The 16,690-nt window shown below is 43.6% G+C and carries 13 protein-coding genes; 11 read left to right on the forward strand and 2 right to left on the reverse strand.

From position 1 onward, the window contains the following. Nucleotides 1–209 precede the first annotated feature (209 nt). The 5 genes from QSH61_RS19915 to QSH61_RS19935 all read left to right on the forward strand — a co-directional run bounded on the left by QSH61_RS19915 (nt 210) and on the right by QSH61_RS19935 (nt 5,079). Complete coding sequence (locus tag QSH61_RS19915; protein ID WP_010605306.1) at nt 210–638, forward strand: GNAT family N-acetyltransferase; 429 nt, start codon at nt 210–212, stop codon at nt 636–638. Between the two features lie 105 nt (nt 639–743). Then, nucleotides 744–2,597, forward strand: a complete 1,854-nt coding sequence (locus QSH61_RS19920; RefSeq protein ID WP_206471928.1) for a monovalent cation:proton antiporter-2 (CPA2) family protein — start codon at nt 744–746, stop codon at nt 2,595–2,597. Between the two features lie 25 nt (nt 2,598–2,622). Continuing rightward, nucleotides 2,623–3,522, forward strand: coding sequence for a LysR family transcriptional regulator (locus QSH61_RS19925; RefSeq protein ID WP_174169310.1), 900 nt, complete (start codon nt 2,623–2,625; stop codon nt 3,520–3,522). Nucleotides 3,523–3,605: 83 nt separating this feature from the next. Next, a complete protein-coding gene (locus tag QSH61_RS19930; RefSeq protein WP_010605309.1) occupies nt 3,606–4,295 on the forward strand; it encodes a pirin family protein in 690 nt (229 codons plus the stop codon). A 46-nt stretch (nt 4,296–4,341) separates the two neighbouring features. Continuing rightward, a complete protein-coding gene (locus QSH61_RS19935) occupies nt 4,342–5,079 on the forward strand; it encodes a sulfite exporter TauE/SafE family protein (RefSeq protein WP_206471929.1) in 738 nt (245 codons plus the stop codon). A 61-nt stretch (nt 5,080–5,140) separates the two neighbouring features. Here the strand turns inward: QSH61_RS19935 and QSH61_RS19940 are convergent, their stop codons facing one another. Continuing rightward, complete coding sequence (locus tag QSH61_RS19940) at nt 5,141–5,575, reverse strand: hemerythrin domain-containing protein (RefSeq protein WP_045990043.1); 435 nt, start codon at nt 5,573–5,575, stop codon at nt 5,141–5,143. A 15-nt stretch (nt 5,576–5,590) separates the two neighbouring features. Beyond that, nucleotides 5,591–6,118: a hypothetical protein gene (locus tag QSH61_RS19945; protein ID WP_174169308.1), complete on the reverse strand. Its 528-nt coding sequence runs from the start codon at nt 6,116–6,118 to the stop codon at nt 5,591–5,593. Between the two features lie 537 nt (nt 6,119–6,655). Here QSH61_RS19945 and QSH61_RS19950 point away from each other — a divergent pair. The 6 genes from QSH61_RS19950 to QSH61_RS19975 all read left to right on the forward strand — a co-directional run bounded on the left by QSH61_RS19950 (nt 6,656) and on the right by QSH61_RS19975 (nt 16,605). Next, nucleotides 6,656–8,839 (forward strand): M4 family metallopeptidase, encoded by a 2,184-nt coding sequence (locus QSH61_RS19950; RefSeq protein ID WP_174169307.1) that lies wholly within the window; start codon nt 6,656–6,658, stop codon nt 8,837–8,839. A 138-nt stretch (nt 8,840–8,977) separates the two neighbouring features. Then, a complete protein-coding gene (locus QSH61_RS19955; RefSeq protein ID WP_206471930.1) occupies nt 8,978–10,807 on the forward strand; it encodes a M28 family metallopeptidase in 1,830 nt (609 codons plus the stop codon). Between the two features lie 152 nt (nt 10,808–10,959). Then, complete coding sequence (locus QSH61_RS19960) at nt 10,960–12,681, forward strand: sensor histidine kinase (RefSeq protein WP_174169305.1); 1,722 nt, start codon at nt 10,960–10,962, stop codon at nt 12,679–12,681. After that, nucleotides 12,674–14,032: a sigma-54-dependent transcriptional regulator gene (locus QSH61_RS19965; RefSeq protein WP_174169304.1), complete on the forward strand. Its 1,359-nt coding sequence runs from the start codon at nt 12,674–12,676 to the stop codon at nt 14,030–14,032. The genes QSH61_RS19960 and QSH61_RS19965 overlap by 8 nt, the downstream gene beginning before the upstream one ends. A gap of 161 nt (nt 14,033–14,193) precedes the next feature. Next, on the forward strand, nt 14,194–15,144 hold the full coding sequence (locus QSH61_RS19970) for a porin (protein WP_206471931.1): 951 nt from the start codon (nt 14,194–14,196) through the stop codon (nt 15,142–15,144). 12 nt (nt 15,145–15,156) lie between these two features. Further along, nucleotides 15,157–16,605 carry an SLC13 family permease gene (locus tag QSH61_RS19975; protein WP_206471932.1) on the forward strand — a complete coding sequence of 483 codons (1,449 nt, stop codon included), beginning with the start codon at nt 15,157–15,159 and terminating at the stop codon, nt 16,603–16,605. Nucleotides 16,606–16,690 lie beyond the last annotated feature (85 nt).

Below are 16,690 nucleotides of genomic sequence, written 5' to 3' on the forward strand. Positions count from 1 at the left end.
TATCAAGCAAAAAAGGCAGTGTCAACTGAGTCAACACTGCCAACAACTCTAAATCAATCAAGGGGAGTCTTCGTAAAGGAGATTACGCCGCTTTATTGACCGAAGGGTTACGCAATAATGAAAGATTTATGACTGTGAAAATTTCACTTTGCTTCTTGCTAAAAATCGCTTAATTTTTAGCTCTACTCTTGCTGTTAACCGGGACAATAATGATAACCACTGATACTCCTCTTATTTTGCGCCACCTTGATACTATCCATGCACTGATCTCTAATGCTTATTGGGCAAAACAAATGCCTAAAGCATTGCTAGAAAAAGCCATTCAAAATAGCCTGAGTTTCATGTGTTTGGATGACAAAGGCGAGTTTCAGGGTTTTTGTCGCGTGATAACTGACTATGCCACCTTTGCCTATCTTGCTGACGTGATAGTTGATGAAAGTGCCAGAGGTAAAGGAGTAGGCAAAGCGATTGTTCAAGCCGTGGTTGAACATCCAGAGCTACAAGGCTTAAGGCGCTTTATGCTGGCAACTTTTGATGCGCATACTCTATATGAAAAATTCGGCTTTGCAGCGGTGCCAGATCCGAGCATTTTGATGCAGATCTGCCACCCCACTATATATTCGGATTTACAAGATTAATTGCAGGATTTCGGTCATTTATATTTTGTTTTTTAGAACGAAGACTGGATAAATACACTTACCCTGAACATAATAAAGACGATAACAATAACAGGTGTCTTTATTATGTTACTGCTCGCGACTATCTATTTGGCTGCTGCGATATTGGCGGTGCCAATCGCTAAACGGCTAGGGCTTGGCTCTGTGCTTGGATATTTATTGGCGGGGATCCTAATTGGTCCTCACCTTCTTCATCTTGTGGGGGAGCAAACGGACGTCATGCACTTTGCCGAGTTTGGTGTAGTGATGATGCTATTCTTAGTCGGGCTTGAGTTACAGCCCAAAAGGCTCTGGACGATGCGCCGCTCTATAGTTGGTCTCGGTGGCTTACAAGTAGTTATAACAACGGCTGTACTCTATTTCGCGATTGATTTAGTGCTTGGCTTTTTGTGGCAGCAATCATTAGCCATCGCGTTAATGTTGGCACTGTCTTCTACTGCCATTGCACTGCAAACCTTAAATGAAAAAGGCTTAATTAAACAATCTGGCGGTCAAAATGCGTTTTCGGTGTTGTTATTTCAAGATATAGCCGTGATCCCCATTCTCGCTATTATGCCGTTGTTAGCATTTAGTGATTTGGCTGTGAGTGATGGCCACGGCAATTTATTACACGCTTTTCCGACTTATCTCCAAGTGATTATCTCTGTTTTTGTCATTTTGGCTATTATCGCTGCCGGGCATTATGTTGCCGCGCCGTTATTTAGGTATATTGCCAGCACTCGAATGCGCGAACTATTTACCGTGGTGGCGTTATTTATCGTTATCGCAACCGCGTTATTGATGCAAAGCATTGGTTTATCCCCAGCGCTTGGAACATTTCTCGCGGGTGTTGTTCTCGCGGAAAGTGAATTTCGCCATGAATTAGAAGCCGATATCGAACCGTTTAAAGGGTTACTACTTGGCCTCTTTTTCATGACAGTAGGCGCATCAATCGACTTTTCCTTATTGGCACAAAAATGGTTATTTATTTTAGCGTCAGTGGTGCTACTAATGGGGTTAAAGGCGGTTATTTTATATATGTTGGCAACGGCGTTTTCACTGCATAAGCGAGCGACATGGTTATTTACCGCAGCCCTGTGTCAAGGCGGTGAGTTCGCGTTTGTACTCCTTTCGGTTACTGGCAGTTTAGCAATCTTAACTCCAGATCAAGTCGCGTTAGTTACACTGGTTGTTGCGGTATCTATGCTCGGATCGCCCCTCATTTTTATTCTTTATGACAAAATAGTTGAACGCCAGGCCAATACTCCTCAAGAACAAGATAGCTTAGAGACGATGGAAGCGACACAAAACGTTATTGTGGTCGGCTACGGGCGTTTTGGCCAAGTGATAGGGCGTTTGCTTCATGCACAGGGTTATCATTTATCGATTTTGGATCACAGCCCAAGCCAAATTGAATTACTCCGTCGCTTTGGCAATCAAGTGTTTTATGGCGATGGTGCTCGATTAGATTTACTCGAAGCCGCAGGGGCTCACGAGGCGCAAATGCTGGTCGTGGCGATTGATGAGCCAGATAAAACCCTCGAAATCGTCAGGTTGGCGCAGCAACATTTCCCTAACCTAAAACTTGTAGTTCGTGCGACCGACCGTCGCCATGCCTACCAACTGATAAAATTGGGTGTCACTGCGTTTGAGCGAGAAACCTTTGTCTCTGCTGTGAAGTTAGGTGAACAGGCGCTCAAGTTATTGGGCCATAGTGAAGAAGATGTCGCACGAGCGGGTTACCTCTTTACCAAACACGATGTTGAATCTATGCATATGCTCGCCGATGTGTGGGGAGACGATGAAAGCTATGGTATTGCGATCCGTCAGCGTATGGCTGACCTCAAACAGGTGTTGCAGGCGGACGAAAAAGCGCAAGAAGATCTTAATACCTGCCATGGTGAATATTGTGAAAATAAACCATCAACCATTGAGCAATAACGCATAAATATTAGGTTAAATCAGTATGTTGAGAGTGACATTAGAACAGTGGCGAATGTTTAGAGCCGTTGTTGAATATGGTGGTTTTAATCAAGCTGCCAAAGAAGTGCATAAAAGCCAGTCAAGTATCCACACTGCGGTCCATAAAATTGAGGAATGCCTTGGTGTTAAGCTTTTTAGAGTCGAAGGGCGAAGAACCCTGTTAACCGAAGCGGGTGAAATGATGCTGCGCCGTGCCAATTATCTCTTGGAAGAAGCGGCAAAAGTGGAAGCGGTAGGGCAGACGCTGGGCGAGGGAGTTGAGAGTCAATTGCGCATTGCGGTCGATGAAATTTTCCCACAGCAGGTACTCTATAAGGTGCTAGAAAATACATCTGCACAATACCCTTTATTGCGTGTCGAGTTGGTCGAGTCAGTATTAACAGGCGCATCAGAACTTTTACAAAATACCGACGTAGATATCGCCATTTCTCCAGTTACTTTACAAGATGGGTTCAGTGAAGAGTTGTGCCAAATCGAGTTTGTTGCAGTGGCAAATCCCAATCACGCATTACATCAATTTGGTCGCGAGCTTACATTCGAAGACTTAAAATCCCATCGTCAAATCGTAGTGAGAGATTCTGCAATCTCGCGTAAAAAAGATGAAGGATGGTTGGGGGCGCATCAACGTTGGACGGTGAGCCATATGACAACCTCGATAGATATGATAGCGCAAGGCTTAGGATTTGCTTGGCTACCTATTCCGGCTATTAAAACGCAACTAGACTCTAGCGTCTTGAAACCACTACCACTATCGCAACATAGTCAGCGTAAAGCACAGCTTCATCTTATTTTTAAAGATGGTGACAGGCTTGGGCCCGCCGCGCGCGCTTTTATTGGTGAGTTAAGATATCAGTGCATGCAGCTAGAAGATTCTCTTGAGTAGAATGGTTGATGTTAAATTATCAAATTTTATTCGTTTCAAACAGGCAATAGACTAAGGTCATCAACATGCGTTTGGAGCGAAACATGCGATATATTCGAAAAGCACAAGATAGAGGTAAAGCAGATTTTGGCTGGTTGCAAAGCCAACATAGTTTCTCATTTGGTCGATATTATGATCCCGCCCACATGGGATTTGGTAATCTTAGGGTGATCAATGATGACACAGTACTTGGTGGTCATGGCTTTGATACTCATGGTCACCGAGATATGGAAATTATTTCCTATGTCATTGACGGTGAATTAGCACATCAAGATAGTATGGGTAATCAGTTTACTGTGGCGGCAGGTGAAGTTCAGAGAATGAGCGCCGGTAGTGGCATTCTTCATTCAGAATATAATGCTTCAAAGACAGCGCCTGCCCATTTTTTACAAATTTGGATAGAGCCAAAGCTTAAAGGCATAACCCCGAGTTATGAACAAATTCAAATCAAACAAAGTAGTGCACTTACGCCGATTGTTACGCCTACAGGCGTAGAGAGCACTCTGAGTATCAATGCTGACGCTGAAATACACCGATTGCAACTACATCAAGGTCAACAGATTGAGCTGAATGCGCACGCGCAAAAAGCCTATTTGCACATTGTTGGCGGTGAAGCGACGCTTGATGGTGAAAGGTTTCAGCAAGGAGATGGCATCGGTCTGATTGCTGATGACAACATGCAGGTTACGGCAGTAACAGATGTTGAAGCGCTGTGGTTTTTATTACTTAACTAAGCAAATTGGTATTAAATTCAGCGCCTAAAATTAAAGGAATTGAAGAATGACAGAACCAATTCAACTTGCAGTAATTGCCCTTGTCGTTCTGCTAAGTGGTATTTCAAAGTCTGGCTTTGCAGGCGCGTTAGGGGCGTTTTCTGTTCCAATTTTGATGATGGTGTTGAATCCAAGGGACGCCATTGCGTTGATGCTTCCGCTACTTATCGTTGCGGATGTTTTTAGCCTGAAGAGCTATTGGCGCTTATGGAATGTGTCAGAATTAAAGCGGTTATTGCCAGGTACGCTAGTCGGGATAGCTTTAGCAACGCTTTTTCTTCAAGGCGTCAGTGAATTTTGGCTGACGGTTGTGATTGCAGCGATGAGCATAGTATTTGCGCTTAAAAGCTTACTGATTAAAAATACACCTGAAAGTGTTGAGCACTTAAGGTTATTGGCCGCGAGCACCTCTACCGCAGCTGGTATCTCCACGACCTTAATTCATGCAGGCGGCCCACCACTCATGGTGTATTTTAACGCTCGAAAATTAGAGCCAACGGCTTATATCGCGACGGTTGCGGTACTATTTGCGCTGATGAATGTGATTAAGTTGGCGACCTTCTCTGCAACTGGGTTGTTACAGTGGCAACATGTGCTGCTTGCTATCTGTTTTACACCTTTAGCGTTGCTTGGTAATAGGCTCGGTGTGCACCTTGCGAAACGCTTACCTAAAAAGCAATTTTTGCTGGTGATGAATGGACTACTGCTCATACTTGGAGTGGTATTGATTGGTAAATTGCTGTGATGGTGTCGGTTACCAAAATCTAGCAAAGTAAATGCCCACAACATGTTGTGGGCATAGAAAGCTATAACTGCTCTTCCATCTCTTTTTGATACTCATCTGCAAGTTGCGACTTTTCACTTTTATCAAGTACCTTACCCGCACGCTGGAAAAATGCTTGCTCTTCGTCAGCCAAGTGATGCTCAACTTTGTCTTTGAGTTTTTTCAATTTAGTTAGCCAACTAGGATCGGAAAACTCCGTATTATCCAGTGCCTCAATTAACTCATCAATCTCATGATGCTCGGCGATACCGTGGCGAGAGTCTTCGATCGTCATGTCGCTTTCCATTAACGGGGCGTAAAAGTACCTTTCTTCTGCGATGGCATGCGCCTCTAGCGCGTCCTTCAACTCTTTATAGTACTTCTCGCGAACCTTTGAATCACCAGACGTTTCTGCCAACATGTTCAATAGGGCGCGTTGATGATCATGATCTTGCTTTATTGCATTAAAAATTTCCATGTAGATTACCTCTTTCTAGCTTAAAACGTCTGTTCTGGTGCTGTTTTTAAAAAACGACATGAGTTTGCTGCGATGCGCCTCATTATTCGTTTTAATGATAAGCAGCCACTTGCCCTCTGCGATTTTATTCATCACCGCCTGGTTAAACGCATCTTTGTCTGGACGCAAAGAAATAAGGCCTGAAGCAAATAGCCCTAAAAATAAGCCGGGGCTTAATAAAGCGATAAACGTTAAGTAAGGATTAGCTTGTGTGAAAGCCGGTCCATAACTTACCAATAGCCCCGCGATTAGAAAGCCTAATATCACCCCCATGCTGCCAAGGTACAAATGCCAATTAAGCATGTTTTTGGCAAGGCGACTTTCGCTTTTAGGCTCAAGTTTTTTGTCGGCATCTTTGTCATACGGATTAACCAGTTCTAGATGCTCATGTTGAACAAGGTGGCTGTTTAACAATTCATTTTGCAATTTTTCTGCGGCTGCTTTCCCTGTTAGAACGGCCCCAACTCTATGATCTGTGTAGGATAATATTTCAAAAGTATCCATTACTCCTCCTAATTTCGTTGCAGCTTGTAATTATTCAAACTGCAAGTGTTATACCGGGAGAATGAGATTTATAAGGTATTGAATTTTATTAATAATTTTAGATTTCAGATGTTGTGGGGTTGAACAAATGAAGCACAAGGCAGAAAGAATTACCGAGTAGTTACTACATGTTTTGATACAACATAATGATTATAAAGTTAGTTTAGGGAAGAAACTGGCATATTTACTCATATTGTATCAAAAAATTTACAAACGTATGTTTTGTTACTTAATTCAAGATATTAAGTGTGGGTCTATTTTTTAAACAAATGCATGAAAGCATTGCATAAATATTTAAAGTAAATTAAATATTATTAAAATGTTAACTTTGGGGTTTATTTATTTGAATTGCTGCCTAGTCTAATAAGGCGTGGCGAGTGCTAATGGGCTTGCCATGTCTTCTGCAGTTGAAGGAGAAAACAGTCACATTTCATCTAATGTTTTTTGTTAAGCAGTGATGAAAAGGACAATAAAACAACAATACTAGGAGTGTAATTCGTGAAATTATCTACAGTAACTATGGCTACGGCGTGTGCGATTGCGTTTACTTCGCTCAGTGCTCAAGCTGCAACAAAACAATACTTAAACCAGCAAGCTGACATTAATACTATGCTTAAGTCAGCTTCTCAAACAGTGTTGAGTACACAACCAGAAGTGCTGATTGGTTTGGAAAGCGCGAGCCAACTAAAGGAGCTTAAAAGCTTCAATAGTAAAAAAGGTGAAGTAACTAAGCGTTTTCAACAAATGTACCAAGGATTACCAGTGATTGGCGATTCGGTCATTTTAACGTTTGACGATGCCGGTGCGCTTAAAAAGGCTCACGGTGCAGCGGTTTATAACATCGCGGCTGACATCGGTTCGGTAAAACCCAAGCTAAATGCCAAAATGGCATTGAATCAGTTTGAAAAGCAATCGCTTAGTGCAGGCAAAAAGCTTAAAAAACATAACGAGAAATCTCGCCTTGCGATCTGGTTGGATGGCAATTCAACGGCACGTTTAGTCTATGAAGTCACTTTTGTTACTTATGGTGATGAGCCTAAACGCCCATATTTGATCATTGATGCAAACACAGGCGAAGTGTTAGAAAGCTTCAATAACTTGCAGCATGCAGATGCGATAGGCCCTGGTGGTAACCAAAAGACTGGTCGTTACCAATATGGTACTGATTATGGTCATCTAGACGTAGCGCAGTCGGGCAATACTTGTACCATGACGAATGCGAACGTTAAGACAATTAACTTAAATCACGGTAGTAGCGGTTCGACTGCACATAGCTTTACATGCCCAGAAAATACCGTTAAAGAAATTAACGGTGCATACTCACCGCTGAACGACGCCCATTATTTTGGCAATGTAGTATTTAATATGTACAACGATTGGCTCGGCACAGCGCCGTTGTCGTTCCAGCTTAAAATGCGTGTGCACTATAGTAGCAACTACGAAAACGCGTTTTGGGATGGCAGTGCGATGACATTTGGTGATGGTGCAAATACATTCTATCCGTTGGTAAGTCTTGATGTATCTGCTCACGAAGTAAGCCATGGTTTCACTGAGCAAAACTCAGGTTTGGTATACCGTTATAAATCAGGTGGCTTGAACGAAGCGTTTTCTGATATGGCAGGTGAAGCTGCTGAATTTTATATGAAAGGCAGCAATGACTGGTTAGTTGGACAAGACATTTTCAAAGGGAGTGGTGCATTGCGTTATATGAATGATCCAACGCAAGACGGTCGCTCAATCGATCATCAGTCTAACTATACGTCTAGCATGGATGTTCATCACACTTCAGGGGTGTTCAACAAAGCCTTCTACAATCTGGCAACTACGGCAGGTTGGGATACGAAAAAAGCCTTTATCGTAATGGCAAAAGCTAACCAAATGTATTGGACCGCTAATACTGACTGGGACTTAGCTGGTAATGGCGTGATGGATGCGGCATGTGACCTAGGTTATGAACCTGGTGATGTACAAGCTGCGTTAGCAGCGGTTGGCGTTAACTCTAACTTAAGCACAGGTAGTAGCTGTGACACCAACCCACCACCTCCTCCTGGTGGCGATGAAGAGTTAACGAACGGTCAGCCTCGTACTGGGATCAGTGGCGCGGCAAAAGAGCAAATGTTTTTTACCCTTGATGTGCCAGCTGATGCGACTAGCCTAAACTTCACCACTTCTGGTGGTAGCGGTGATGCGGACCTTTATGTCAAGTATGGCTCTCGTCCGACACTAAACACTTATGACTGCAATAGCACAACGTCTACAAGCAACGAAAGCTGCGATATTAGTAACATTCAAGCTGGTAAGTACTACGTGATGGTCGAAGCGTGGAATCAGATTTCGGGCGTAACTTTGACTGGTACATACAGCTCAACAGGTGGAACTCAACCAATTGACCGCACTGAGTCAAATATCAGTGTTGCATCTGGCAGCTGGACACGTTTCACGCAAGATCTAAATGCTAGCTACAGCAGCCTTGAAGTAAGCATTTCAGGTGGTTCAGGTGATGCGGACCTATACGTAAACTTTGGTTCTCAATCAACAACGTCGAGCTATCAGTGTCGTCCTTATAAAAACGGTAACAATGAGACTTGTACGATTGCAAACCCGCAGCAAGGTACTTGGTATATTGATTTACGTGGCTATAGCGCAGCTAGCGGTGTAACACTGAATATCAAAGCGAACTAAGTAACAGTTTATAGGGAGCGCAAGCTCCCTTTTTTATTAGGCCCCAAAAAAGTCATAAATTTACCTCATTTGAATAATTCTTTTATTTTGCTCAGCGCTTAAATCATGTTGTTATTCAAATGAGTTGAGGATACAACAATGAAATTAACTACACCTATGCTACTGAGCATTGCCTGTTTGAGTGGCTTTTCTGAAGCGTCAGAAGAGGTTTGGGTGACGATGGATGCGAAGTCTAGTCAGCATTTCCAAGTCCATAATTCTATTCGCGGTACTCACTTTGAGCAGCTTTCTTTACCGAACAGCGAAGTCAAAGCGTTAAAAGTACCTGCAAGCTTACATTCACACCTGAGTGCATTTATGCACGACGAATATCACCGCTGTGGTGGTTTTGTCGCTCATGACTCTTTAGAGCAGGCGCAAAGCTACCTTGCACAGTTAGAAAGCATAAACCCAAGTGCGACGCTGGTTAACTACAGCATTGATAACCCCGCGCGGGTTAACAGCTTAATCTCAAAAGTCAGTACGGTAAATTTAGACAGCAGTGTCAATTCGCTAACCAGTTTTTATAACCGCTATTATACCTCGCAAACGGGTGTTGATGCCGCTGCATGGGTCAAGCAAACATGGAGCGATATTGCAGCAAGTCGCTCAGATATTAGTGTTGAATATTTTAGCCACTCTTGGGCTCAGTCTTCAGTGATTGTCACCATTCCAGGTAGCGAACTGAGCGATGAAATCGTTATTATCGGCGGGCACCTTGATTCAATTAACCAATCTAACTCGAGTGGGCTTGCGCCGGGTGCGGATGATAATGCCTCAGGGATAGCTGTGCTTACCGAAGCGCTAAGCGCTATTGTTGAAGATGGTTATCAGCCTCAGCGGACAATCCAAATCATGGGCTTTGCGGCAGAAGAAGTTGGGCTTCGAGGTTCTAAAGCTATCGCGCAGTCGTACAGCTCTCAGGGAAAAAACGTAGTCGGTATGACACAATTTGATATGACTGGCCGCAATGGCAGTAGTGCGGATATTGTGATGATGACAGACTATACAAACAGCGCACAGAATCAGTTCTTAGGCCAATTAATTGAAACTTATTTGCCAAACCTTAGCTATGCCTATGACCAATGCGGTTATGGCTGTTCTGACCATGCATCTTGGTATCAGCAAGGGTTCCCAGCTTCTATGCCATTTGAATCAAGAATGTCTGAGATCAACAGAAAAATTCATACCACCAACGATACTGAATTTGATTCAACACATGCACAAAAATTTGCAAAACTCGCGCTGGCATTTGTTGCTGAGCTTGGTAAAAATGCGGGTGATACACCTCCGCCACAACCAAACAATAAGCTTGAAAACGGCGTGGCTAAAACGGGGATTTCTGGCGCTTCTAAAAGCCAACAGTTTTTCACCATGGAAGTACCACAAGGTGCAACTAATTTAAGTTTTACCACCTCAGGTGGTACTGGTGACGCCGATCTCTACGTTCGCTATGGATCCAAACCTACTTTGGATACTCATGACTGCAAGAGCACTAACTCGTCTAGTAACGAGCAATGCAATATTTCCGCTGTGCAAACTGGTACGTATTACGTGATGGTAGAGGCATGGAACGCGATTTCGGGGGTCAGTTTGGTAGGACAATACGATACCTCAAGTGGCAATACGCCTATTGACGAAACTATCAATAATATTTCTGTCACCAGTGGTCAGTGGCAGTATTTTAGTCAAGCACTAACCGCGGGATACCAAACCCTGACAATTACGACGTCGGGAGGCACGGGAGATGCGGATCTTTATGTTAATTTTGGCACGCAACCAAATACCAGCACCTACCAATGTCGGCCATACAAAAATGGCAATAATGAGGTATGTACAATCTCCAATCCTCAGGTTGGCACTTGGCATATCGGCCTGCAAGGCTACCAAGCAGCGAGCAATGTAACGCTAAGTATTAGCGCGAATTAATACGCCAACTAATACGCGTTTAAAATTAAGACCGGGGATATAATCTTGCTTATCTCCGGTCTTGGCGCTTAGTGATACATTGATTTAGAGAGATTTGATTTAATTGATATTCTGCTTCTGATAGACTCAATGAGTTCAATTAGGAGTTGCGTGTGTCACATAAGTTCTCAGTTAAGATATTAATTTATCTTTTATTATTATTTTGTGGGCTGTGGGCAAGTTATTTGTTCAATGTGGCACAGGATGAGGAAAATGTCCTTGGTCAGACTAAAACCAACCTAGAAAAGTTCAATAGTTATGTCCAGACTGAATTTACTCGTTATCAAGCTATCCAAACGCAATTGAGCCTAAGCAATTTGGTGCAATCAGGCTTACAGCAAGCAACCGCTATTAACTCCAATGAACTGGACAGATACCTTCAGGACATTCAAATATCCAGTGGTGCGTCAGACGTTTACCTGCTAGACCTCAGTGGAACTGTGATTGCGAGCAGCAACTGGTATTTACCGCATAGCTATAAAGGCAGCAATTTTGCCTTTCGCCCCTATTTTTACGAAACAATCAAGGGCAATGAGCATGTCTCTTTTGCGCTCGGTTTACGTTCCAAAACCCGTGGCTTCTATTTTGCTAAGTCTGTCTATAAAGACGGCTCGCTTGTGGGCGTGGTGGTGATGAAGGTTAACGCCAGTAAATTTGAATCAGATAAAGCCCAGCTTGATACGGGAACTGATAGCCATTTCTTAATTGTGGACGATAATCATATTGTACTGGCATCTGATGTTGAGCAGTGGCGGTTAGGCTCGTTAGGGGAACTGTCCCCAGCAAAGCGAAAAGAAATTGAATCCTCAAGGCAGTTTGAAAACGAATCTCTGTTTCCGATTGATTGGCGCGTGCTTTCACCAACCAGAGTGAAAACTTCATCTCATGGCAGCGACGCGCTGATGCAAAAGAGGCCGCTTAACAAGCAATACACTCTTTATTTGCTACATGAAGTTGCGCCTATCAAAGCTGCACAGTGGCCGCGGCTTGGGGTAACTGCACTGGTATTGATTTTACTCTTTGTTGTTGTCGAGTACACGTTGAGTAAATTGACAGGATACCGACAACTGCTTTTCAGCCAGCGGAGTCTCGAGGCTGAGGTTGCCAGCCGCAAGCAAGCGCTCGAGCAGGCGCAAGATGCACTGATTCGCGCTGCCAAGTTAGCAACCATAGGGCAGCTCAGCGCCAGCATTAACCATGAAATCAATCAACCGCTTAGTGCCATGAGTGCGTATGTTGCCAGCGCCAAACGGTTGGCTCAAAAGGGAGAAGTGAGCAAAGTAGTCGAAAATATGGTCCTGATCCAATCTTTGATCACTCGAGTGCATAAAATCGTGGCGCAGCTAAAATCATTTAGTCAGCATCATGATAATAAGATGCTGGTGGCCAACCTTAAACACTCTGTAGATAACGCCTTAGTTATAGTTGGGCCTGAACTCAAACGCTACGGTGTAGCAATTCAAAGTGAGGGGCTTGCGTGCAATATCTGGGTCGATCCATTTAAGTTTGAGCAAGTACTGGTGAATATTATTAGCAATGCGTGCCAAGCCATTGTTGAGCAAGATAATAAATGCATTTATATTCGCGCCGTGGAGCACGAAGGCAAGATCCAGCTGTCTATTATTGACTCGGGCGAAGGGATAAAGCAGCATGCTTTATCCAACATATTTGAACCGTTTTACACCACTAAATCAGGTAATGGCTTGGGCTTGGGGTTATCCATTTCAAAACAGATCATTGAATCGTTTCATGGCAAACTCAGTGCCCATAATCATCCGCAAGGTGGTGCCGAGTTTTTAATTAGTTTACACACAAAGAATCCGCAACATGACTGAAGAGAAAACCCTGTTAATCATCGATGATGAACAAAGTATACGAGATGCACTAAAGCAACTGTTTGAAATAGAAGGGTACTCAGTGCAGTGTTTTTCCAGTGCAACGCCTGCATTAAAAAAGCTTTCTCGTCAGTTTAGCGGTGTTGTGCTTTGTGACATCAATATGCCTGAGATCAATGGTATTCAATTTTTAGAGCAGGTAATGCAGTTTGATTCTGAGTTACCTGTGGTATTTCTAACCGGCTTTGCGGATGTTGAAGTGGCGGTAAAAGCTATCCAAAAAGGGGCTTACGACTTTTTTGAAAAGCCTGTGTCAGAGCCGCTACTTGACTGCATAGAAAGGGCGCTTGATAAACGCCGGCTGGTGATGGAAAACCGAGAGCTAAAAGCGCAAGTCAAGAAAAAGTCTGCGCCGGGGGTGCGGATCTTAGGTGAGACAAAACAAATGCAGCAAATGCTACATTTGCTTGATGCCGTGATTGATACTCCTGCTGACGTACTAATTGAAGGTGAAACCGGTACAGGAAAGGAATTGGTGGCGCGATACTTACACGACCATAGCGAGCGCTCAAACCATAACTTCGTCGCCATCAATTGCGGTGCGATTCCAGAAGAGCTGATTGAAAGTGAATTATTTGGTGCCAAAAGCGGAGCATTTACGGGTGCTAAAGAGTCTCGCGAGGGAAAATTTTCTTTTGCCCAAGGTGGCACGGTTTTTTTGGATGAAATCGAAGCCATGTCTGCGGCTTTACAAGTGAAGCTGCTGCGCGTTTTAGAAGAGAGAAGTGTGACGCCAGTTGGTAGCAACACTGCGATAGCACTGGACATTAGAGTGGTTGCGGCGACGAAAGTGGATTTACAAACCTTAGTCGCACAGGGTAAATTTCGCTCGGATTTATTTTATCGACTTAACCTCGTCAAAGTGATGATCCCATCACTTCGTTCCAGAAAAGCTGATATTCCGCTGCTATATAAACACTTTAGCTCCATTGCTGCTACTCGCTTTCATAAACCTATGCAGCCAATTAGCCCTGAATTAGAGGCGCAGCTACTGGCGCAAGACTGGCCTGGGAACGTGCGAGAGCTGAGAAACCACGCCGAGCGCCATATTTTACTCGGTGGTGCGATGACTGCGAGTAACAACATGCAAAGCAATTTGTCTGATGAAACGTTGAGTTTGGCTGAGAAGGTGAGCTACTACGAGCAATCGTTAATTGAAGAAGCGCTGGCACAAAGCCAAGGTAGCATAAAAGATGCGATGAATTTATTAAAAGTGCCGAGAAAAACCTTGTACGACAAGATGAGCAAGTATGGTTTAAATCGCACTATGTTCACCAATGATGATGGGTGAATTTAGTGACACATTATAGATTTAAGTGTGTGGAAATCCGCACATTTTAGCTGGTGTTAATCTTAGATTTATATTTATCCATATGATTTATATTAAAAAATAAACTCTGGTCTCAGAATTGCGTTGTCTTAAGCGACAATAATCAAAAAATGAGACAAGTTATGACAGCAAGTAAATCTTTAGTGGCGTTGGCAGTTGCCAGTGCAATGCTATCAGCCTCTGCGTTAGCCGCAGACTACAGCATTTATGGTAAAGCAGAAGTTCAAATTGCTAACACAGACAAAGGTGTGATGCGTTATACCAAAGAGGGCACACAAATTGACGCACCATTTTCAAGAATTGGTGTAAAAGGCACTCACGGCTTATCAAGCGATCTAAAACTCGTCTACAAATATGAAGTACAAGTTAAAGGTTTTGAACACGACGATACCACCGAGCCATTTTCAGCAAGAAACACCTATGTTGGCCTTGAAGGTAAATTTGGTACGGTTTTAGTGGGCAGAAACGACACGCGTTTTAAATTCAGTGAAGGGAAAATCGATCAATTTAACGAAACCCAAAGTGATATTGCCCAAGTGCTAGCAGGCCAAGACAGAGTTGGTGATTCAATTACCTATTCTTCACCTAAATGGAACGACTTTTCTTTTTCTCTGACCTACACACCGAAAGACGACGCGAGCAACGACGAAACTGGGTTTGCAGCTACCGCAATTTATGGTGACCGAGCATTAAAAAATAAAGATTACTATGTTGCTCTGAGTCATACCGACAGTATTGGTAATTTGGTTTCCACGCGTATCGCGTTGGCTTACAAGTGGCAAAAGCTACAACTTGGTGCCATCATCCAAGACAGTGAAAATCTAGCGAAAGACAAATCAGGTAATGGCTATGTGCTAAGCGCAAGTTATCAACTCGACGATAATTGGCGTCCGAAGCTACAGTTTGCCAAAGACTCAAGCGGATTACGCCACAGTGAAGATGCGACTCAGTGGACGCTAGGTACAGACTATATTTTTGATAAACAAACTAACTTGTATGTAATGGCAACGCAGCTCGACCTTGAAACACAAGACGATACTAGCATCGCTGTTGGTTTAAAATATAAGTTTTAAAGGTTCAAGATAATGACAGAAGAGAATAAAAAAACGATAAAAACGCAGCTGTTTCTGTGGCTTGGTCCCTTGGTAATGTTACTGATCTGTTTGGTTGAACCACCATCTGGCATGTCGGTTGAGGCATGGAGAACCGCAGGCTTAGCGTTTTGGCTAGCCTCTTGGTGGATAACCGAAGCTGTGCCTATTCCAGCGGCTTCGTTATTACCTTTGGTTATTTCGCCTTTAGTCGGGATTGCATCTATTAAAGCAGTCGCTGCACCGTTTGCGCATCCTTTGATTTATCTATTTCTGGGTGGATTTTTGCTCTCAATCGCCATGGAAAGGTGGGGGCTGCATAAACGCATCGCGCTGAATACCATGTTGTTCGCAGGCACTAAACCGAGTATACAGATCTTAGCGATGATGGGCGTGACAGCATTTTTATCTATGTGGATGTCAAACACGGCAACGGCAGTAATGATGTTACCGATTGCACTTTCGGTTATTCACTTGGTAAAAGAGCAGGGTGGAGATAGCCAAAGCTTTGCTAAAGCGCTATTACTTTCTATCGCTTATGGTGCCAGTATTGGAGGTATTGCAACTTTAATTGGTACGCCACCAAATGCGTTAATGGCTGCATATTTATCCGACAGTTATCAAATAGAGATTGGTTTTGCCACTTGGATGATGATTGGTGTGCCTTTGTCTTTGGTGATGCTGGCATTTGCTTGGTTCTGGTTGACCAAAGTGACTTACAAGGTTGATAAAGAAGAAATCAATGTTGATACTAAGTCGTTATTTACTTCCCAATTAAAAGCACTCGGTGAAATGTCTCGTGCGGAGAAAGGGGTTTTTGCGGTATTTATTTTAGCGGCAGTATGTTGGATCTTTAGACCGCTAATTGGTGATGTTACGGGTCTTAAATTGTCAGATACTGGCATTGCAATTGCCGCTGCACTGTTACTATTTGTTCTTCCTGCTAAGTCGGGAAGTGACGAACGTATTTTAGATTGGGAAAGCGCAGCTAAGGTGCCTTGGGGGATTTTGCTATTATTTGGCGGTGGTTTATCGCTCGCGGCACAGATCAAATCTTCAGGACTTGCCGATTACATCGCTAACTTACTTGTGGGCGCGGATGCCATGGGCTTAGTGCTTGGCGTGCTAGTTGTTGCAGCGCTTATTACGTTCTTAACGGAAATTACCAGCAATACCGCAACGGCTGCAGGCTTTTTACCTTTACTTGGACCTGTCGCTGAATCAATCACGGGCTCTCCTTTAGCTTGGGTTATCCCTGCAGCAATCGCGGCCAGTTGCGCCTTTATGATGCCTGTCGCAACACCACCAAATGCCATCGTATTTGGCTCGGGTGAGATTAAAATTAAAGACATGATCCGAGCAGGGTTTGTTTTGAACTTAGTCGCAATTGGGTTAATTACAATCGTTACCTTGACTTTGGCAAGGAGCATACTAGGGTTTTAAAGTTGCCATTCTCCACAGGCTGTGTCCATCGAAAGGCAACTCGGTCATACGCAGCCTGCCTCCATAGTAATACCTAGCTTTTTGA

Source organism: Pseudoalteromonas sp. JC3 (assembly GCF_030291895.1).
Classification (GTDB): domain Bacteria; phylum Pseudomonadota; class Gammaproteobacteria; order Enterobacterales; family Alteromonadaceae; genus Pseudoalteromonas.